This is a genomic window from Micromonospora sp. PTRAS2, from assembly GCF_054052245.1.
Genome location: NZ_JBSWBU010000005.1, coordinates 269,131 through 289,088 on the forward strand (window position 1 = coordinate 269,131; position 19,958 = coordinate 289,088).

At 73.8% G+C, this 19,958-nt stretch carries 15 protein-coding genes; 4 read left to right on the top strand and 11 right to left on the bottom strand.

The features are described 5' to 3' along the window. Positions 1–43: 43 nt before the first annotated feature. Positions 44–1,051 carry a DUF389 domain-containing protein gene (locus ACVMYR_RS19015; protein ID WP_077937133.1) on the top strand — a complete coding sequence of 336 codons (1,008 nt, stop codon included), beginning with the start codon at positions 44–46 and terminating at the stop codon, positions 1,049–1,051. Here the strand turns inward: ACVMYR_RS19015 and ACVMYR_RS19020 are convergent. Beyond that, entirely contained in the window at positions 1,014–1,487 is a 474-nt protein-coding gene (locus ACVMYR_RS19020) for a hypothetical protein (protein WP_077937134.1), read from the bottom strand. The two genes, ACVMYR_RS19015 and ACVMYR_RS19020, sit on opposite strands and share 38 nt — an antisense overlap. Before the next feature lie 71 nt (positions 1,488–1,558). Further along, positions 1,559–4,051 (bottom strand): Tex family protein, encoded by a 2,493-nt coding sequence (locus tag ACVMYR_RS19025; RefSeq protein ID WP_457122344.1) that lies wholly within the window; start codon positions 4,049–4,051, stop codon positions 1,559–1,561. A 123-nt stretch (positions 4,052–4,174) separates the two neighbouring features. Here ACVMYR_RS19025 and ACVMYR_RS19030 point away from each other — a divergent pair, with 123 nt between their 5' ends. Next, the gene (locus ACVMYR_RS19030; protein ID WP_457122345.1) at positions 4,175–5,686 is read left to right on the top strand and encodes a deoxyguanosinetriphosphate triphosphohydrolase family protein; all 1,512 of its coding nucleotides are present in this window, start codon (positions 4,175–4,177) and stop codon (positions 5,684–5,686) included. Between the two features lie 66 nt (positions 5,687–5,752). Here the strand turns inward: ACVMYR_RS19030 and ACVMYR_RS19035 are convergent, their stop codons facing one another. Then, positions 5,753–7,003, bottom strand: a complete 1,251-nt coding sequence (locus ACVMYR_RS19035) for a glycosyltransferase family 4 protein (protein WP_077937135.1) — start codon at positions 7,001–7,003, stop codon at positions 5,753–5,755. Positions 7,004–7,348: 345 nt separating this feature from the next. Here ACVMYR_RS19035 and ACVMYR_RS19040 point away from each other — a divergent pair, with 345 nt between their 5' ends. After that, positions 7,349–8,362 (top strand): polysaccharide biosynthesis protein, encoded by a 1,014-nt coding sequence (locus ACVMYR_RS19040; RefSeq protein WP_308291144.1) that lies wholly within the window; start codon positions 7,349–7,351, stop codon positions 8,360–8,362. A 108-nt stretch (positions 8,363–8,470) separates the two neighbouring features. On the opposite strand, the gene ACVMYR_RS19045 is transcribed toward ACVMYR_RS19040, so the two are convergent. From ACVMYR_RS19045 to ACVMYR_RS19080, 8 genes are all read right to left on the bottom strand, one after another. Next, complete coding sequence (locus ACVMYR_RS19045) at positions 8,471–9,634, bottom strand: DegT/DnrJ/EryC1/StrS family aminotransferase (RefSeq protein WP_077937146.1); 1,164 nt, start codon at positions 9,632–9,634, stop codon at positions 8,471–8,473. Between the two features lie 73 nt (positions 9,635–9,707). Then, positions 9,708–10,913, bottom strand: a complete 1,206-nt coding sequence (locus tag ACVMYR_RS19050) for a glycosyltransferase family 4 protein (RefSeq protein WP_077937147.1) — start codon at positions 10,911–10,913, stop codon at positions 9,708–9,710. Positions 10,914–11,079: 166 nt separating this feature from the next. After that, entirely contained in the window at positions 11,080–12,225 is a 1,146-nt protein-coding gene (locus ACVMYR_RS19055) for an MBL fold metallo-hydrolase (protein WP_077937148.1), read from the bottom strand. 109 nt (positions 12,226–12,334) lie between these two features. Continuing rightward, positions 12,335–13,342, bottom strand: coding sequence for a serine hydrolase (locus ACVMYR_RS19060; protein WP_457122346.1), 1,008 nt, complete (start codon positions 13,340–13,342; stop codon positions 12,335–12,337). Between the two features lie 188 nt (positions 13,343–13,530). Next, entirely contained in the window at positions 13,531–14,715 is a 1,185-nt protein-coding gene (locus ACVMYR_RS19065; RefSeq protein ID WP_077937149.1) for a zinc-dependent alcohol dehydrogenase, read from the bottom strand. Positions 14,716–15,395: 680 nt separating this feature from the next. Further along, complete coding sequence (locus ACVMYR_RS19070) at positions 15,396–16,157, bottom strand: succinate dehydrogenase/fumarate reductase iron-sulfur subunit (RefSeq protein ID WP_077937150.1); 762 nt, start codon at positions 16,155–16,157, stop codon at positions 15,396–15,398. After that, positions 16,154–18,091: a fumarate reductase/succinate dehydrogenase flavoprotein subunit gene (locus tag ACVMYR_RS19075; RefSeq protein WP_077937151.1), complete on the bottom strand. Its 1,938-nt coding sequence runs from the start codon at positions 18,089–18,091 to the stop codon at positions 16,154–16,156. The genes ACVMYR_RS19070 and ACVMYR_RS19075 overlap by 4 nt, the downstream gene beginning before the upstream one ends. 2 nt (positions 18,092–18,093) lie before the next feature. Then, positions 18,094–18,783, bottom strand: a complete 690-nt coding sequence (locus tag ACVMYR_RS19080; protein WP_255378727.1) for a succinate dehydrogenase cytochrome b subunit — start codon at positions 18,781–18,783, stop codon at positions 18,094–18,096. A 71-nt stretch (positions 18,784–18,854) separates the two neighbouring features. Between ACVMYR_RS19080 and ACVMYR_RS19085 the strand changes: the two genes are divergently transcribed. Beyond that, positions 18,855–19,790, top strand: a complete 936-nt coding sequence (locus ACVMYR_RS19085) for a LysR family transcriptional regulator (RefSeq protein WP_077937152.1) — start codon at positions 18,855–18,857, stop codon at positions 19,788–19,790. The last annotated feature ends 168 nt before the right edge of the window (positions 19,791–19,958 follow it).

Consider the following 19,958-nt stretch of genomic DNA (forward strand, 5'->3'; position numbering starts at 1 on the left):
TGCGCGGGGCGTAGGGCCCGGCCCATCTCCTGGGGAGCGAGCTGTGCTGCATCTGCGGGTGATCGTGCCCCGGGACCAGTCGTCGGCCGTGGTGGACCTGCTCGGCGCGGACCCGGGCGTGACCCACCTGGCGGTCCTGCCCGGCGCGGCCCGCCGGCCCCCGGGTGACCTCGTCTTGTGCGACGTGGTCCGCGAGCGGGCCGACGTCGTCCTGCACGACCTGCAACGACTCGGCGTCGAGGCGCGCGGCGGCATCGCCGCCGACGACGTGGAGCTGACGCTGTCCGCCGCCGCGGACCGGGCCGCCGAGGAGGCCCCGGGCAGCGGTACGGACGCGGTCGTCTGGGACGAGATCGCCGCGAAGACCGGCGAGCAGACCGAACTCTCCGCGACGTTCCTGGTGCTGATCGTGGTGGCCACCATGATCGCCGGCATCGGTGTGCTGCTCGACCAGCCGATCCTGATCGTCGGTGCGATGGTGGTCGGCCCCGAGTTCGGCCCGCTCGCCGCCCTCTGCGTGGCGTTGCTGCGTCGCCGGCCCGCCGTCGTCGGCCGTTCGGTGCAGGCCCTCGTGGTGGGCTTTCTCGCTGCCATGCTGGCCACCGTGCTGAGCACCTGGGCGCTGACCGCCGCCGGGCTGGTGGACCGGGGGATGCTGCTGGCCGACCGGCCGCTGACCGACTTCATCTGGCGGCCCGACGCGCTGTCCTGGGTGGTCGGCCTGCTGGCCGGCGTGGCCGGGATGCTCTCGCTGACCTCGAAGAAGTCCGGCTCGCTCGTCGGCGTGCTGATCTCGGTCACCACCGTGCCGGCCGCCGCGAACGTCGCGGTCGCCGCCGCCTACGGGGTGTGGCGGGAGGCGGCGGGCTCCGCCCTCCAACTCGTGATCAACCTGACCGCCATCGTGCTGGCCGGCCTGCTCACCCTGGTCGTGCAGCTCTGCTGGTGGCGCTGGGTGCAACGGCGGTTCGCAGGCAGCGTGCCCCGGCCGCGGTCCGGCCGCGCGGCGCGGCTCACCGCCAGTCGTCGCCCGCCTCGAGACGCAGGCTGAGCAGGGTCGCCAGGGGCACCGACTCGCCGTCCCGGCCGCCGCGCCCGACCACCAGCGGCGGCGGGGTGGGCTCCGGCTCCGCCCCGAACAACCGCGCCCGCAGGCTGCGCGGCACGGCGAGCAGATAGAAGCGACCCTCGGTGTCCACGGCGCGGGTGCGGGCCCGGTCCACGTACCAGCCGGTGATCCGGGTGCGGTAGTGGCCGCGACCGTCGTAGCCGACCGCCCGCAGCGGCTCGCTGCGCAGCCCGCGCCGCAGCGCCTCGGCGGCGAACCGGGCCACCAGCTCCGCGGCCTCCGCCTGCTCCGCGGCGCGCTGTTCGGCGTCGGCCGCCGCATGCGCCCGCACCGCGTGCCGCTGCCGCTCCCGCCACCGAAGGTCGTCGTCCTCACCCACGCCGCCGACGGTACGCGCGCGGTCACGCGCCCGTGTCATGGGCCCGCGTCCCCGGTCACGCCGCCGAGCCGAGTCGGTCACGACACCAGCTCGGCGGCGCCTCCGCAACCTCAGGCCAGGCCGGCGCGGCGCAGCGCGTCCGCCATGGCGTCGTTGGCCGGTGCCGGGGCTCTGCCGCCCCCGCGCCCCTGCCGCTGCGGCTGCCCGCCGCGCGAGCCGCCCCGGTCGCCGCGCGGGCCGTCCTGCCCGCCGCCGCGCTGTCCGCCGCCGCCCTGTCCTCCACCGCCCTGTCCGCCGCGCTGTCCTCCGCCGCGTTGCCCGCCGCCTTGTCCTGCGCTGCCGCGTTGCCCGCCGCCTTGTCCTGCGCTGCCGCGTTGCCCGCCGCCCTGCCCGTCGCCGCCCTGCCCGCCGGCGGGCGTCTCGTCGTCGAGCCGCAGCGTCAGGGAGATCCGCTTGCGCGGCACGTCGACGTCGAGCACCTTCACCCGGACCACGTCGCCGGACTTCACCACGTCGCGCGGGTCCTTGACGAACGTGCGGGACATCGCCGAGACGTGCACCAGGCCGTCCTGGTGCACGCCGACGTCGACGAACGCGCCGAACGCCGCCACGTTGGTGACCACGCCCTCCAGGATCATGCCGGGGGTCAGGTCGGAGATCTTCTCCACGCCGTCGACGAACGTGGCGGTGCGGAACTCCGGGCGCGGATCCCGGCCGGGCTTCTCCAGCTCCGTCAGGATGTCGGTGACGGTCGGCAGGCCGAACGTGTCGTCGACGAAGTCGGTGGCCCGCAGCCCGCGCAGGATGGCGCTCTGCCCGATCAGGGAGCGCAGGTCCTGGCCGGTGCGGGCCAGGATCCGGCGGACCACCGGGTACGCCTCCGGGTGCACGCTGGAGGAGTCGAGCGGGTCGTCGCCGCCGGGGATGCGCAGGAAGCCCGCGCACTGCTCGAACGCCTTCGGGCCGAGCCGGGACACCTTCTTCAGCTCGGCCCGGGACCGGAACGGGCCGTTGGCGTCCCGGTGCAGCACGATGTTCTCCGCGAGCCCCGCCCCGATGCCGGAGACCCGGGTGAGCAGCGGCGCGGAGGCGGTGTTGACGTCGACGCCGACGGCGTTCACGCAGTCCTCCACCACCGCGTCGAGGGAGCGGGAGAGCTTCACCTCGGACAGGTCGTGCTGGTATTGGCCCACGCCGATCGAGCGGGGGTCGATCTTGACCAGCTCGGCGAGCGGGTCCTGCAACCGGCGGGCGATGGAGACCGCGCCGCGCAGCGACACGTCCAGCCCCGGCAGCTCCTGCGAGGCGTACGCCGACGCCGAGTAGACCGACGCGCCCGCCTCCGAGACGACCACCTTGGTCAGCGTCAGCTCCGGGTGCCGCTTGATCAGCTCGCCGGCGAGCTTGTCGGTCTCCCGGCTGGCGGTGCCGTTGCCGATGGCGACCAGCTCCACGCCGTGCGCCCCGGCCAGCCGCGCGAGGGTGTCGATCGAGGCGTCCCACTGCCGGCGCGGCTCGTGCGGGTAGATCGTGTCCGTGGCGACCACCTTGCCGGTGGCGTCGACCACCGCCACCTTGACCCCGGTGCGCAGGCCCGGGTCGAGGCCCATCGTCGGCCGGGTGCCGGCCGGCGCGGCGAGCAGCAGGTCGCGCAGGTTGGTGGCGAAGACCCGCACGGCCTCCTCCTCGGCCGCCTGCCACAGCCGCATCCGCAGGTCCGCCCCGAGGTGGATGAGGATCCGGGTGCGCCAGGCCCAGCGGACCGTGTCGGTCAGCCACCGGTCGCCGGGCCGCCCCTGGTCACTCACCCCGAACCGGCCGGCGATCGCCGCCTCGTAGCGGGTCGGGCCGGTGACCGGGGCGTCGGAGTCGCCCTCGGCCTCCGGGTCCATCGTCAGGTCGAGCACGCCCTCCTTCTCGCCCCGGAACATCGCCAGGATCCGGTGCGAGGGCAGCTTCGCGTACGGCTCGGCGAAGTCGAAGTAGTCGGAGAACTTCGCGCCGGCGGACTCCTGGCCGTCGCGTACGCGGGAGACCAGTCGGCCCCGCGACCACATCTGCTCGCGCAGCGTGCCGATCAGGTCGGCGTCCTCGGCGAAGCGCTCCACCAGGATGGCCCGCGCGCCGTCCAGCGCGGCGGCGGCGTCGGCCACCCCCCTGTCGGCGTCGACGAACGCGGCGGCCCGCTCCCTCGGCTCCTGGCCCGGGTCGGCCAGCAGCGCGTCGGCGAGGGGCTCCAGCCCGGCCTCGCGGGCGATCTGCGCCCGGGTGCGCCGCTTCGGCTTGAACGGCAGGTAGATGTCCTCCAGCCGGGACTTCGAGTCGGCCGCCATGATCTGCGCTTCCAGGGCCTCGTCGAGCTTGCCCTGGCCGCGGATGGACTCCAGCACCGCGGCGCGGCGCTCGTCCAGCTCGCGCAGGTAGCGCAGCCGCTCCTCCAGGGTGCGCAGCTGGGCGTCGTCGAGCAGGCCGGTGGCCTCCTTGCGGTAGCGGGCGATGAACGGCACGGTGGCGCCGCCGTCGAGCAGCTCCACGGCCGCCCGGACCTGACGTTCGGCGACGCCGAGCTCGTCGGCGATCCGCTGGTGCACAGACTGGGTCACGATCTTCATCCGCCTTCGTGTGGGTTCCGCCCTGCATTGTGCCGCCCGCCCCCGACGCCGCGCGGCACCCCCGCCGGGGCCGAGCCGACGTGCGGCGCCACCGGCTGCGCTAGCGTGGCGATCATGGAACATCCCGCTGACCCGCGGGCGCGGCGGCTCTTCGGCGGCAGCGCGCGGGCCCTCGGCGACCTCGCCGCCAGCCCGTTCCGGGCCGACCGGGACCGGATCGTGGCCTCGCCCTTCTTCGCCCGGCTGGCCGGGGTCACCCAGGTGATCAGCCCCGGCGGCTCCGGCCTGCTGGTGCACAACCGGCTCACCCACAGCCTCAAGGTGGCCCAGGTCGCCCGCGCCATCGCCGAGCGGCTCACCGCCGACGAGCGCTGGCGGGACCTGCTGGACTCCCTCGGCGGCTGCGACCCCGACGTGGTGGAGGCCGCCGCCCTCGCCCACGACCTCGGGCACCCGCCGTTCGGGCACCTCGGGGAGCGGGTGCTCGACCGGCTGGCCCGCCAGCGGCTGGGCCTCGCCGACGGCTTCGAGGGCAACGCCCAGTCGTACCGGATCGTCACCAGCACCGAGATCCGCGGCGCGGCGACCACCGGCCTGGACCTGACGGCGGCGGTCCGGGCGGCCCTGCTGAAGTACCCGTGGACCCGGCTGGACCACCCGGACCCGCACCCCCGGCACCTCGTCCCGCCGCCCCGGGGCGCCGCCGCGCCCGCCGACGACCCGGACAGCGGGTCGGCGAAGTTCGGCGCGTACCGCACGGAGCTGGCCGACCTGCGCCAGGCCCGGGAGCCGTTCGCCGGGCGGATCGCCGACTGGCAGCAGACCGTCGAGGCGTCGGTGATGGACACCGCCGACGACATCGCGTACGCCATCCACGACGTGGAGGACTTCTACCGGGTCGGGGTGCTCCAGCAGGGCGCCGTCGCCGCCGAGCTGATGGCCTGGCAGCGGGAGGGCGATCACCTGCGGGCGGTCACCGGCCCCGCGCTGGACGGGGTGGGCCGCCGGCCCGGGGCCGCCATCGAGCGGCTGCGCCGGCAACTGCACCGCAAGGACGGCTGGATCGCCGACGACGAGGCGTTCGCCGCCGCCGTCGAGCACGTCCGGCAGGAGCTGGTCGAGGGGCTGCTCGCGCTGCCGTTCGACGGCTCGATCGAGGCGGAACAGTACGTGGCGCGGTTCTCCGCCCGGTGGACCACCCGGTTCGTCGACGCGATCACCGTGACCGAGGCACCCTCGGTGCGTTCCGGGCACGTGCTGCTCGCCCCGGCCCAGTGGCACGAGGTGCAGGTGCTCAAGTTCGTCCACCACCGGTTCGTGCTGGCCCGCCCCGACCTGGCCCTGCACCAGCGGGGCCAGGCGCGGCTGCTCGGCACCCTCGTCGAGGCGCTGTGGGAGTGGCTGCTCGACCCGGAGGAGGAGTCCCGACTGCCCCGCCGGCTGCACGACCTGGTCGAGCTGGCCGAGGCGGAGCTGCACCCGCGTACGCCGGACCGGATCGGCCGGGCCCGGGGCCGGGCCATCATCGACTTCGTCGCGCAGCTCACCGACGGACAGGCGGTCGCGATGCTCGACGCGCTGTCGGGCCGCTCCGGCGCGCTCTGGACCGACGCCTTCGTGCTCTGACCGCCCGCCGTCGGCGCGGCCGGGTGCCGTCGCGCCCCGCGGCCCGGCGGCGGAGGGACCCGGTGGCTAGCGTCCGCCGGTGGCCACGACGGATTCGAGGACGTCCGCGACGGCGACGGCCGAGCGCCGGTTGTCGAACCGTCGCACCATCAGGCTGCGGGCCGCCCGGCCGCGCCGGGGCAGCCGTCCGGCATCGAATTCCCGGTACGCGAGGCGGAGCGCGTCGGTCAGGGCCGGCACGTCGTCGGCCGGAACGATCCACCCGCTGTGCTCGTCGACCGTCTCGGGCAGGCCACCGGCATCGCTGACGATGCTCGGCACGGCCATCGCACCGGCCTCCACCGCCGCGCCGTGGCTCTCGCCGAGGGAGGGGCTGACGCTGACGTCGGCCGCCGCGTACCAGGGGCGTACGTCGTCTACGCCGGTGAGCCAGGTGATCCCGGGGTCCTCCGCGACGTCGAACCGGTCGAGCAGCCGGCGGCGGTAGGTCTCGCCCGCGTCGCCCCAGCCGTCACCGATGATCAACAGGTGCGCCTTCGGGTGGGTCGACCGGAACCGCCGCCACGCGGGCAGGAGCACGTCGTGCCCCTTGATCCCCCGTCCCCTGTTGACCAGCCGCCTCGGCGGGTAGACGTAGGCGACCATGACGGCCAGGAAGACGTCGTCGGCGATGCCCAGTTCGGCCCGGGCCTTGGCCCGCGCCTCGGCGTACGCCGGACCGCCGTGGCCGTCGGACCCGGGGTCCGGGTGGTCGTCAGGGCGCGGACCGGCCGACCAGTCCGGCCGGAACCGCTCGGTGTTCACCCCGTAGGAGGCCACCGGACGGCGGTGGGGCGGGCAGCCCATCGCCCCGTACCGGTTCGAGGCGTGCTGGCAGCCGCAGACGATGGCGTCGTCGAGCCGCCACAGCAGCCGCTCGACGAGGCGGATGGGGCGGGACTCCAGGTACGCCGGTCCGGCCACCATGTGCACGCGGCGCAGGGCCAGGCCCACGGTGGCGGCCCGGGCGGCGAAGGCGGAGGCGAGCAGGTGGTAGTGGAGCACGTCCGGGTCCAGCCGGCGGATCAACCGCCGCAGGCCGAGCAGGCCGGCGGGGGCGCCGGGGCCGACCCGGAAGTCGAACGGCGACTCGGCGACGCGTACGCCCCGTCGCCGTAGTTCCCCGGTGAGCGGCCCGTCCCCGGCGGGCAGGATCACCACGACCTCGTGTCCGCGCCCGCGCAGCTCGTCCACCTGCGGCAGGATCCACCTGCCGCCGGTGTTCGTCTTGAGCAGCACCGCGACGCGTAGCCGGTGCGACCTGCTGGGTGGACTCATGGCGGAGGTCCTTCTCCGGGCGGTGGGCGGGCGGGACGGTGGCGGAGGCGTCCCTGCTGGCGGCGAAGGGGCTCCCCTCCCGGTGAACGACCGGACCGCCCCCTTGGCCACGGCCGAAACACCGGGGGCGGTGGCCGGCAGGTCGCGCGGTCGACCACCGGCGACGAAGCGGACAATATGCACCTTTCTGGCGTTTCCCTGTACTCTGACCCTTCGTTGAACCGGGTGCCGTGCAGCTCGGCGGCCCGTGACCGTCCGCAGTGGCTGCTGCGCGGAGCCAGGAAGGCCGGCGCCGCTCCAAGAAATGGGAGAACTTGGATGACTTGCTCGACTGTTGGTCGCCGTGTGCTGATCACCGGAGGGACCGGCTCGTTCGGCCAGACGATGGTGCGGCGGCTGCTGGACCGCGATGTCGCGGAGGTGCGCGTCCTCAGCCGGGACGAGGCCAAGCAGGACGTCATGCGCCGAACCCTCGCCGACGACCGGGTCTCCTACCACCTCGGTGACGTCCGAGACCTCGACAGCGTCCTGCGCGCCACCCGGGGGGTCGACTTCGTCTTCCACGCCGCGGCGCTCAAGCAGGTCCCCTCCTGCGAGTTCTTCCCGCTGGAGGCGTTCCGGACCAACGTCGTGGGCAGCGCGAACGTGATCGAGGCTGCGGATCGGCACGGAGTCGGCTCCGTGGTGATGCTGAGCACCGACAAGGCGGTCCACCCGGTCAGCGCGATGGGCATGAGCAAGGGGATGATGGAGAAGCTGGCGCAGGCCCACGCCCGGGGCAGCTCGGGCGGCGCGACGGTCGTTTCCTGCGTCCGGTACGGCAACGTCATGTACTCGCGGGGATCGGTGATTCCGATCTTCATCGAGCAGATCAAGGCCGGGGTCGTGCCCACCGTCACCGATCCCGACATGACCCGGTTCATGATGTCGCTGGCCGACTCCGTGGAGTTGGTCGAGCACGCGTTCCAGCACGCCCACGCCGGCGACATCTTCGTCCGCAAGGCCGGCGCCTGCACGGTCGGGGACCTCGTCGTCGCCCTGTGCCAGCTTTTCGACGTGCCCCCGAAGTACGACGTGATCGGCGTCCGCCACGGCGAGAAGCAGTTCGAGACGATGGCCAGCCGCGAGGAGCTGGCCCGCGCCGAGGACTTCGGCGACTTCTACCGGCTGCCGGTCGACGCCAGGCGGCTCAGCTACGCGTCCTACGTCACCGAGGGCCGGATCGGACTGCCGGCGCTGCCCGAGCTCAGTTCCGCCACCGCCCGGCGGCTGGACGTGCCGGAGATCATGGAACTGCTGCTCACCCTCCCGCAGGTCCGGGCGGAACTGGCCCTGTGCGACCCGGCGCTGGCGGGATGACCGGCGCGTTCTGACCGGGACCCGGCCGTACTGACCGGACCCGGCCGGGCCGGGGATGCGGCGTTGCCCGCCTGCCCCACGCTGCCGCCCGGCCGGGTGCCGGGTGGGTCACCGGTGCCGGACGAGGAACTCCTCGACCAGCCCGAGGACGCGGTCGGCGTCGACGCCGGGGAGAGTGGACCCGCTGGGCAGCGAGATGCTGCCGGCGAAGAGTTGGTCCGCCGCCCCGGTCACCACCGCCCACCGGTCGAGGTGGGCCGGCTGCCGGTGCATCGGCTTGAACATGGGCCGGGTCTCGATGTCGTGCGCCGCCAGGTGTTCACCGAGGTCGCGGGCCCGCCAACCGGCCGTCGCCGGATCCACCACGAGCGAGGTCAGCCAGCAGTTCGAGCCGGCGTCGCCGTCGCCGAGGATGCGCGTACCCGGCACCGAGGCGAAGACCTTGGCGTAGTGTTCCCGCATCGCGCGCCGCCGTTCGATCATCCCGTCGAGGCGGCGCAACTGGGCCCGGCCGAGGGCTGCGAGCACGTTGCTCAGCCGGTAGTTGTAGCCGACATCGCGGTGCTCGTAGTGCGCCACCGGCTCGCGGGCCTGCGTCGAGAGCCGCCGGGCGCGGCTGATCAGCCCGGAGTCCTCGGAGACCAGCATGCCGCCGCTCGACGTCGTCATGATCTTGTTGCCGTTGAACGAGAAGATGCCCACCCGCCCGAAACTCCCGGCGTACCGCCCCTGGTACGTGGAGCCGAGGGCCTGGGCCGAGTCCTCGACCACCGGCACGCCCGCCGCCGCGCAGACCGGCAGCAGCCGGGCGTAGTCGGCGCAGGCGCCGTTGATGTCCACCGCCACCACGGCGGCGATCCGCCGGCCCCGGCGGCGCAGGTCGTCGAGCAGGTCGGGCAGCAGGTCGACGTCCAGGTTCCCGGTCGCCGGGTCACAGTCGACGAAGACCGGCTCCGCGCCGGTGTACGTCACCGCGTTGGCCGTCGCCACGAACGTCAGCGTCGGCACCACCACGACCGTCCCGGGCCCCGCGCCGACCGCGAGCAGGGCGAGATGCAGCGCGGCCGTCCCGCTACTGACCCCCACCGCGTGCCCGCAGCCCACCCGCTCGGCCACCTCACGCTCGAAGGCGTCCAGGTCGGGACCGGCCGGTGCCACCCAACCCGACCGCATCGCCGCGACGACGAGGGCCTCCTCGGCAGGACCGACGTCGGGCGGGGAGAGGTGGATCCGCCGGCTGGCAGGTCGGCCTTCGCAGTACTGGTCCACCATCAGGGCCTCCGGGCGACAGGTACGTGGTGATCCGTGGCGCTTACACCCAGTTAACCGAGATCGCGCGTGGACGTTACGGAACCGGCACGTCGGCGGCGCGGTCCCGGGGACGACGGCGCGTCATCATGTCGGCCACGGCCTCCGCCGCCGCCGTGCGGTCGAACGCCCGCAGCGCGTGCTCCCGCGCGCGACGACCCATGGCGGCAAGATCCCCGGCGGCGAAGGCGCGGTGGGCGGCCGAGAGCGCCTCCCGCAGGGCGGCCGGGTCGCCCCGCGGCACGATCCAGGCGAAGCTGTCGTCCACCGCCTCGGGCAGCCCTCCGGCGTCACTGACGACGCTGGGACAGCCCATGGCGGACGCCTCGCGCACTACCCCGTTGCTGCCCTCCGACAGCGACGGTGTCACGTTGACGTCGGCGGCCAGGAAGTAGGGGCGCAGGTCGGGCAGGCGGCCCAACCACACCACGCTCCGGTCGTCGGCGAACATGTCCATCAGCCGTCTGCGGTGCGCCTCGCCGGCCTCGGTGAAGCCCACCCCCACCATCAGCAGCCGCGACCGTGGATGCGCGGCGTGGAAGTCGCGCCACGCCTCCAGCAGGACGTCGTGGCCCTTGATGTTCTGGCCGGGGAACGCGATCCGCTTCGGCGTGTACGTGTTCGCCACCATGAGCGCGACGAACACGTCGTCGTCGAGGCCGAGTTCCGCCCGGGCCGAGGCGCGGGCCGAGGCGGCGGGGCCCGACGCCACCCGGGCGGGGTCGAAGTGGCCCAGGTCGACCCCGTACTGGGCCACCGGCCGCCGCTCGGCCGGGCAGCCGAGGGCCTGGTAGTGCGTGGAGATGTGCTGCGTGCAGCAGATGATGAGGTCGTCCAGCCGCCACAGCAGGCGCTCCACGGGACGGACCACCGGCGACTCCAGGTAGAGCGGCCCGGCGACCATGTGCACCCGGCGCAGCGGAAGCCGGAACGCCGCTACCCGGGCGGCCAGGGCCGCCGCGTACAGGTGGTAGTTCAGGACGTCCGGCCGTAGCCCGCGCAGCAGCCGGCGCAGTCGCCACAGCCCTCGCACCGTCCCCGGCGTGGGGCGGAACCGGAAGTCGAACGGGGAGTCCAGCGTCTCGACGCCGCGCGCCCGCAACTGATCCCGCAACGCGCCCGGCCCCGCCGGGAGGATCGCGATCACCTCGTGGTCCCGCCGCCGTAGCTCGTCGATCTGGGGAAGCGTCCAGAGGCAGCCCTCGGCGGTGCGCAGCAGGATGGCGATGCGAAGGTTGCCCACGACCGTGTCCTTGTCGTCTCCTCTGCGAACGGCGCTGCCCGGTGCGGGCGACGCCCGTTCGCGACGGGTGCCGATAACGGCGACTAGGTCTGGTCCAACGAGGCGAGACGCCCCGGGTTACGAGCCGGGCGGCAGGCCGGGGCGGGCCGCGACGGGCGGCGGTCGCTCAGGCGATCGACTGCCACCAGCCGTCGACCGCCGGCGGGTCGTCGACGACCACCCGCTCGCCCGGCCGGGGCACCGCGAGCCGCACGTCGCGGGCCTTCGCCTCCGCCCACAGCCGGTCCACCGGCTCCGACCAGTCGTGCAGCGCCAGGTTGAACGTCGCCCAGTGCACCGGCAGGAGCAGCCCACCGCGCAGGTCGAGGTGGGCGGCGACGGCCTCCTCCGGGAACATGTGGATGCTCGGCCACGCCCGGTCGTACGCGCCGATCTGCATCAGCGTCACGTCGAACGGGCCGTGCTCGGCGCCGATCTCGGCGTACCCGTCGAAGTAGCCGGAGTCGCCGGTGTAGAAGACCCGGCGGTGCGCACCGGCCACCACCCACGAGCTCCACAGCGTGCCGTCGCGGCGCAGCCCCCGGCCGGAGAAGTGCTGGGCGGCGGTCGCGGTGATCGTCAGCCCGCCCACCCGGCGGCTCTCCGCCCAGTCCAGTTCGACGATCCGGTCCTCCGGTACGCCCCACCGCTCCAGGTGCGCCCCGACCCCCAGCGGCACCACGAACGGCGCCGACTGGCCGGCGGTCAGCGCCCGCACGGTGGACATGTCGAGGTGGTCGTAGTGGTCGTGGGAGATCAGGATCGCGTCCACGGCGGGCAGCTCGTGCAGGCCCACTGGGGGCTCGTGCAGCCGGCGCGGCCCGACCAGCGCCGACGGCGAGCACCGGTCGCTCCACACCGGGTCGACCAGCACCCGGTGGCCCTCGATCTCGATCAGCGCGGAGGCGTGGCCATACCAGACGACGCCCAGTTCGCGCTCGTCGGCGGCGGCGGCCGCCGGGTCGGCCGGGCGTACCAGCGGCACGGCGGCGGTCGGCCTGCGCTTCTGCTTGCCGAAGATCAGCTCGCGGACCAGGTTGCGGTCGGGGGCACCGGCCATCGTCCGGGTGCTCGCCCGGTTGCGGAAGGCGCCGTCGCGGAACTGCGGGGAGCGGGCCGCCCGCTCGGCGCGGGCCCCGCTGAGCCGCCCGCCGAGGGCGGCCGGCACGTCCCGGGCCACCCAGGCCAGGCCGGCCAGGGCGGCGAGCCCGGCCGCGCCGCGCAGCCGCCGCGCCAACGCCCGCTGGGCGACCTGTTCCGCTGGTGCCCCCATCGTGTCCCGCCCCCTCCGCCGAGTCCCGCAGTACACCGTAGTCCGCCACCGCACCCGCGCGCCCGGCAGCCGGCCGCGCGGGTGCCGCCCGGCCGCCGGGTGGTGCGGGTCAGCCGCCGTTGCTGGGCCGCCAGGCGGCCGCCCGGTGGGTGGGGCCGGCGCCGGCCAGCCCCGCCACGGCGGCCAGGAAGACGCGGCCCATCCGGGCCCGGGCCTGCACCGCCGGGTGGGTCGCGCCGAAGTCGTCCGCGCCGGCCTGCCCGTCAGCGAACAGGGCGTACGTCAGCACCGGCGCCCCGACGGCGTCGAAGACGATCCCGGCCTCGTGCCGGGCGGTGTCGAACCAGCCCGCCTTGGTGGCGACCCGGGCCCGGTCGGCCGAGGACATCTCGCGCCGCACCCCGTCGGTGAACGCGATGGGGGAGCGCAGCAGGCCGAGCAGGAACGCCGTCGAGGACGCCGACAGCAGCGTGCCGCCCACCAGCGCCCGCAGCAGGTCGTGCGTCTCCCGTGGCGTGCTGGTGCCGAGGTAGAACCGGTTCGGGTTGGCCACCGGCTGCACCTGCGTGTTCGGGAAGCCCTTCGCGACCAGGATCTGGTTCAGCTCGGCGGCCGGGCAGACCAGGCCGCAGAGCCGCACGGCGGTGTCGTCGGAGACCGTCAGCAGGGCCGCCAGGGCGTGCCCCAGGGTGACGCTGCTCGGGTACGCGCCGTCGAGGCTGAAGATGCCGTCCCCGCCGGGGATCACGATGGACGCGGTCACGTCGACCCGCTGGGCGAGCGTGAGCAGCCCCCGGTCGACCTTGTCCAGCACCGCCACGGCCACGGCGATCTTGTTTACGCTGTACGCCTCGATGCGCCGGTCCGCCTCGTCCGCGACGGCCACCAGCGGCGCGGCGACGCCGTCGGCGACGCTCACGTACGCCTGCCAGTTGCCCCCGGCCCGCGCGGTCTGCCGCGCATAGCTCGCGGCGACCTGGGCGGCGGCCCGGGCCGGGGTGGCGGCCACCCGGGGCCGACCGGCGGCGGACGCGGGCGCGGCGGCGCCGAGCACCGTGCCGGCGGTGGCCACCGTGCCGATGCCCAGCGCGGCCCTGCGGTTCACTCTGATCGTCACTCGTCTCTCCCCGTGGGTGGTAACGGATCTTCCGTCCCGCCACCCTAGGCGAAGTCGTCGCTCCCCGTGCCTCCTGCTGTTGCTCATCGTGACCGGCGCGTCATGCGGGCGGTCGCCGCGCGCCGCGAACTCCCGGGCCGCCGCCCGGCCGATCTCGCTGGTCACGCCGGTGACGACGACCGCGCGGGTCACGGCGCGAGCACGACCTTGACGCAGCCGTCCTCCTTCTTCTGGAACATCTCGTACGCCTGCGGCGCGCGCGCCAGCGGCACCCGGTGGGTCCGCAGGTCCGCCACGCCCAGCGGGTCGTCGTCGCCGGCGAGCAGTGGGACGATCTCGTCGGTCCACCGGCGCACGTGGCACTGTCCCATCCGCAGCTGGACGCCCCGGTCGAACATCTCCATCAGCGGCAGCGGGTCGACCTCGCCGCCGTAGACGCCGGAGATCGAGACGGTGCCGCCCCGGCGGACCGCCCTGAGGGCGGCCTTGAGCACGGTCAGCCGGTCCACGCCGGCACGGTCGATCATCGCGTCGGCCAGCCGGTCCGGCAGCAGGCCGGCGGCGGTCTGGGCGAGCTTGCCCGAGGGGGAGCCGTGCGCCTCCATGCCGACGGCGTCGATCACGGCGTCGGGGCCGCGCCCGTCGACCAGGTCGATCAGCGCGCCCGGCACGTCGTCGAGCCGGCTGACGTCGAGCGTCTCGACGCCGTGCCGGCGGGCCATCTCCAGCCGCTCCGGCACCAGGTCCAGGCCGATCACCCGGCCCGCGCCGAGGTGCCGGCCGATCCGGGCGCAGAACTGCCCGACCGGGCCGAGCCCGAACACGGCGAGGGTGCCGCCGGGCGGGGTGTCGGCGTACTTCACCGCCTGCCAGGCGGTGGGCAGGATGTCGGACAGGTATAGCCACCGCTCGTCCGGGCCGGTCTGCGGGACCTTGATCGGGCCGAACTGGGCGTGCGGCACCCGCAGGTACTCGGCCTGCCCGCCGGGCACCGACCCGTACAGCGAGGTGTAGCCGAACAGCGCCGCGCCCTTGCCCTCGGCGGTGACCTGGGTGGTCTCGCACTGGGCGTAGAGCTGCCGGTCGCACATCCAGCAGGACCCGCAGGCGATGTTGAAGGGGACCACCACCCGGTCGCCTGGCTTCAACCGGGTCACCCCGGTCCCGACCTCCTCGACGATGCCCATCGGCTCGTGGCCGAGGACGTCGCCGGGCTTGAGGTACGGCCCGAGCACCTCGTACAGGTGCAGGTCGGATCCGCAGATCGCGGTGGAGGTGATCCGGACGATCGCGTCCGTCGGTTCCTCGATGCGCGGGTCCGGGACGTCCTCGACCCGGACGTCCCGCCTACCCTGCCAGGTCAGTGCCTTCATGCCCGGGTGTCCCCTCTTCGGCGTCCCGTCCCCCGGACTGCTACCCGGCTCCCGGGGCTTGAACCGCTCCGATGGACTGCGGACCTGACGCGGGCGCGCTCGGGTGCGCTCGGGCAGGGCAGGGCGGGGAGGCCGGAGGCCGGGACGGTCGGGGCCTAAGGAGCTGAGGTCGTGGTGACTTCGGAGGCTAGGGAGCTGATGTCGTAGATGACTCGCGGCACGTCAGCGCGCCGGCAGGCGGCGTGCGGCGTCCGGCACGCCGCACGCGGCATCTGGCACGCGGCATCTGGTGCCCGGCACACGGCATCCGGCGGTCCGGCGCCCGGCATTTGGCGTCCGGCATCCGGTGCGGGGCGTCCGGCGTCCGGCGTCCGGCGTCCGGCATCCGGCGTCCGGCGTTTGGCGCCCGGCAGGCGGCATCCGGCACGCAATGTGTGGTATGCGGCGCGGCGGGATCCGGGCACGCGGCGGGTCGCGGGTGTGATGTCGTAGATGAGTCAGCTCCCTAGGGTCCGCGACAGGTGACGCTCCCCGCGGACTGCGGCAGCCGGGAACCGAGCCGGCCGCCGGCCCGGAGCAGAGGCGGCGGCCGGGGCACCGGCGTGACCGGGGCACCGGCGTGACGGGGTGCCGGCGTGACGGGGTGCCGGCGTGTCGGCGTGACGGGGCGGGCGGCGGGGTCAGGAGCCGGGGGTGCCGCCCCGCTTGGCGGTGGCCGCCAGGTAGTCGCGGTTGAGCCGGCCGATGGTGTTTAGCGGGATGCCCTTCGGGCACACCGCGGTGCACTCGCCGGTGTTGGTGCAGCCGCCGAAGCCCGCCTCGTCGTGCGCGTCGACCATGCCGACGACCCGGGTGTACCGCTCCGGCTGGCCCTGCGGCAGCAGCGACAGCTGGGTGACCTTCGCGGCGGTGAACAGCATGCCCGAGCCGTTCGGGCAGGCCGCCACGCAGGCGCCGCAGCCGATGCAGGCAGCCGACGAGAACGCGGCGTCGGCGTCGGCCTTGGCGACCGGCACCGAGTGGGCCTCGGGGGCGCTGCCCGTCGGCGCGGTGATGTACCCACCGGCGGCGATGATCTTGTCGAAGGCGCTCCGGTTGACCACCAGGTCCTTGATGACCGGGAAGGCCCGGGCCCGCCACGGCTCGATGTCGATCGTGTCGCCGTCGGAGAACTGCCGCATGTGCAGCTGGCAGGCGGTGGTGCCGCGCTGCGGGCCGTGCGCGTCACCGTTGATCATGAGACCGCACATGCCGCAGATGCCCTCGCGGCAGTCGTGGTCGAACGCCACCGGCTCCTCGCCGGAGAGGATCAGCCGCTCGTTGAGCACGTCGAGCATCTCCAGGAACGACATGTCGGGGGAGACGTCGTCGACCTGGTAGGTCACCATCCGGCCCTTGTCGGCCGGGCCGGACTGGCGCCAGATGCGCAGGGTCAGGTTCACTTGTAGCTCCGCTGCGTCGGGTGCACGTACTCGAACTTGAGGTCTTCCTTGTGCAGCACGGCCGGCTCGTCGCCGCCGGTGTACTCCCAGGCCGCCACGTACGCGAACCGGTCGTCGTCGCGCTGCGCCTCGCCGTCGGGGGTCTGGTGCTCGGCCCGGAAGTGGCCGCCGCAGGACTCCTCGCGGTGCAGGGCGTCGACGCACATCAGCTCGGCCAGCTCGAAGAAGTCGGCCACCCGGCCGGCCTTCTCCAGCGACTGGTTGAGCCCGTCGCCGTCGCCGGGGACGCGGACCCGCTTCCAGAACTCCTCGCGCAGCGCCCGGATCTCGTCGATCGCCTTGCGCAGCCCGGCCTCGCTGCGCTCCATGCCGCAGTGCTCCCACATGATCTGGCCCAGCTCGCGGTGGAACGAGTCGACCGTCCGGTCGCCGTCAACGGCGAGCAGCCGCCGGATCCGGTCCTCGACGTCGCGCCGCGCCGCCACGGCCTCCGGGTGGCTGGCGTCGACCCGCTCGAACGGGCCGGCCGCCAGGTAGTTGGCGATCGTGTTGGGCAGCACGAAGTAGCCGTCGGCGAGGCCCTGCATCAACGCGGACGCGCCGAGCCGGTTCGCCCCGTGGTCGGAGAAGTTCGCCTCGCCGATGACGAACAGGCCGGGGATGGTCGACTGGAGGTCGTAGTCGACCCAGAGGCCGCCCATCGTGTAGTGCACGGCGGGGTAGATCCGCATCGGCACCTCGTACGGGTCCTCGCCGGTGATCCGCTCGTACATCTCGAAGAGGTTGCCGTACTTGGCCTCGATGGCCCTGCGGCCGAGGCGGTCGATGGCGTCGGCGAAATCGAGGTAGACGCCGAGCCCGCCGGGGCCCACGCCGCGCCCGGCGTCGCAGACGTTCTTCGCCGCTCGCGAGGCGATGTCCCGGGGCACCAGGTTGCCGAAGGACGGGTAGATCCGTTCGAGGTAGTAGTCCCGTTCTTCCTCAGGGATGTCCTTCGGGGCGCGGTCGTCGCCCTTGGCCTTCGGCACCCACACCCGGCCGTCGTTGCGCAGCGACTCGCTCATCAGCGTCAGCTTCGACTGGTGGTCGCCCGACACGGGGATGCAGGTCGGGTGGATCTGCGTGTAGCAGGGGTTGGCGAAGTACGCGCCCCTGCGGTGCGCCCGCCAGGTGGCGGTGACGTTGCAGCCCTTGGCGTTGGTGGAGAGGTAGAAGACGTTGCCGTAGCCGCCGGAGGCCAGCACCACCGCGTCGGCGAACTCGCTGGTGATCTCGCCGGTGACCAGGTCCCGCACCACGATGCCCCGGGCCCGGCCGTCGACGACGATCAGCTCCAGCATCTCGTGACGGGCGTTCATCTCCACGTTGCCCAGCCCGATCTGCCGCTCCAGGGCCTGGTACGCCCCGAGCAGGAGCTGCTGGCCCGTCTGGCCCCGCGCGTAGAAGGTGCGCTGCACCTGCGCGCCGCCGAAGGAGCGGGTGTCGAGCAGTCCGCCGTACTCGCGGGCGAACGGCACGCCCTGGGCGACGCACTGGTCGATGATGTTGACCGAGACCTCGGCCAGCCGGTGCACGTTGGACTCGCGGGAGCGGAAGTCGCCGCCCTTGACGGTGTCGTAGAACAACCGGTGCACCGAGTCGCCGTCGTTGCGGTAGTTCTTGGCGGCGTTGATGCCGCCCTGCGCGGCGATCGAGTGGGCCCGGCGCGGGCTGTCCTGGTAGCAGTACGACCGGACCCGGTAGCCCTGCTCGGCGAGCGTGGCGGCAGCCGAGCCGCCGGCCAGGCCGGTGCCGACCACGATCACCGTCAGCTTGCGCCGGTTGGCCGGGTTGACCAGCTTCGCCTCGAAGCGGCGGCGGTCCCAGCGGGTCTCAATCGGGCCCTGCGGGGCCCGGGCGTCGGCGATCGGGTCGCCCTCGGTGAACAGGTCCATGGTCAGGCCACCAATCCGGTGAGTACGGCGAAGGGGACCACGAGGTAGCCGGCGCAGAGCACGACGGCGAAGCCCAGCGCGGCGGCGCGCGCCCGGCGCTCCCCGGCGGGGGTCTGCTGGCCGAGGCTGCGGAACGCGCTGAACGCGCCGTGGCGCAGGTGGAACCCGAGCGCCACGACCGCCAGCGTGTAGAAGAGGGTGACGTACCACCGCTCCGGTGCGAAGTCGGCGACCACGTTGCCGTACGGGCGGCCCGGGACGCCCTCGGGGTTCAGGTGACCGGTGGTCAGGTCCAGGATGTGGTAGATCACGAAGAGCAGGATGATCACGCCGCCCCAGCGCATCGTGCGGGCCGCGTAGCTGCCGTTGACCTTCTTGCGGTGCGCGTACCGGACCGGGCGGGCGGCGCGGGCGCGCACCGCGAGCACCGTGGCGGCCCCGATGTGGGCCAGCACGGCCGCCAGCAGTGCGGTGCGCTGGATCCACAGGAACCAGGTCGACGGCAGCAGCGGGGTGCCGATCTCGCGCAGCCAGTGCGCGTAGTGGTCGAACGCGGTCTCGCCCGTGAAGATCTTCAGGTTGCCGAGCATGTGCGCGACGAGGAACAGCACCAGCAGGATGCCCGTCACCGCCATGACGGCCTTCAGGCCGACGTTGGACCGGATGGGCGACCGGGATTTCGTGAGTACCACCTGACCGACGCTAGGAGACCTGGGATCAGTCGTCCAATGCATCGAACTCGCAGTGTCGATAGCCGTAGGCTATGACGATGCAGCTGCACCAGCTCCGGTACTTCGTCGCCGTCGCGGAACTACGACATTTCACCCAAGCCGCCGACCTGGTCGGCATCACCCAGCCCTCGTTGAGTAAGCAAATTCACGCCCTGGAGACCGGCCTCGGGGCCCCGCTGTTCGAGCGGGTGCGGGGCCGGATCGCCCTCACCGCCGCCGGCGAGGTGCTGCTCCCGCTGGCCCGGCGCATCCTCGCCGACGTCGACACCGCCACCCGGGAGGTGCAGGAGCTGGTCGGGCTGCGGCGTGGCCGGGTCCGCCTCGGCGCCACCCCGAGCCTGGCCACCTCGCTCGCCCCGCCCGTGCTGCGCCGGTTCCGCGACGCCCACCCCGCCGTCGACCTGCGGGTGGAGGAGGGTGGCTCGCAGGACCTCGTCCGCGACCTGCTGCGTGGCGACCTCGACCTCGCGCTGATCATCATGCCCGCCCAGGGCGCGGACCCAGGGCTGCACGCCGAGGAGATCCTGCGGGAGAGCCTGGTGGTGGCCTCGCTGGCCGAGGTGCCCGGCACCTCGGCCGCCGGCGAGCTGCGGGTCACCGACCTGCGGGGCCAGCCCCTGGTGATGTTTCGGGAGGGCTACGACCTGCGCGACGCCACCCTCCAGGCGTGCCGGGAGGCCGGCTTCGAACCCACCCTGTCGGTCGACGGTGGCGAGATGGACGCCGTGCTCAGCTTCGTCGAGGCGGGGCTCGGGGTGGCGCTGGTGCCCGGCATGGTGGTGGCCCGCAGGCCCGGCGTCCGGGTCACCCGGCTGGCCCCGCCCGGCGTCCGCCGGACCATCGCCGTGGCCCGACGCCGCGACGTGGTGCCCACCCACGCCGGCCGCGAGCTGCGCCGCATCCTCCTGGAGTACGTGCGGGAGGCGGCCGGACGGGACGCCCTGCCGCCCGGGGTGGAGCTCCGCTGAGGCGTCGGGGCACTGGTCCGAATTATGGGCGAATATTCCCTATACGCCCCATATCAGGGCCTTCGTGCCTGGTTCGTCGCCTATGGTGAAGCCTTGCGCAGGCAAGACGCCCGTCGGCCTGCCGGGGAACAGTCCAAGCGCGCGGGCTCGCGTGGCAGGGAGGCCACC

Coding starts and splice junctions, on each gene's coding strand:
- ACVMYR_RS19030 (WP_457122345.1), top strand. CDS start 4,175: ATGGAACATCCCGCTGACCCGCGGGCGCGGCGGCTCTTCGGCGGCAGC.
- ACVMYR_RS19065 (WP_077937149.1), bottom strand. CDS start 14,715: ATGAAGGCACTGACCTGGCAGGGTAGGCGGGACGTCCGGGTCGAGGAC.
- ACVMYR_RS19055 (WP_077937148.1), bottom strand. CDS start 12,225: ATGGGGGCACCAGCGGAACAGGTCGCCCAGCGGGCGTTGGCGCGGCGG.
- ACVMYR_RS19045 (WP_077937146.1), bottom strand. CDS start 9,634: ATGGTGGACCAGTACTGCGAAGGCCGACCTGCCAGCCGGCGGATCCAC.
- ACVMYR_RS19085 (WP_077937152.1), top strand. CDS start 18,855: ATGACGATGCAGCTGCACCAGCTCCGGTACTTCGTCGCCGTCGCGGAA.
- ACVMYR_RS19035 (WP_077937135.1), bottom strand. CDS start 7,003: ATGAGTCCACCCAGCAGGTCGCACCGGCTACGCGTCGCGGTGCTGCTC.
- ACVMYR_RS19020 (WP_077937134.1), bottom strand. CDS start 1,487: ATGACACGGGCGCGTGACCGCGCGCGTACCGTCGGCGGCGTGGGTGAG.
- ACVMYR_RS19075 (WP_077937151.1), bottom strand. CDS start 18,091: ATGGACCTGTTCACCGAGGGCGACCCGATCGCCGACGCCCGGGCCCCG.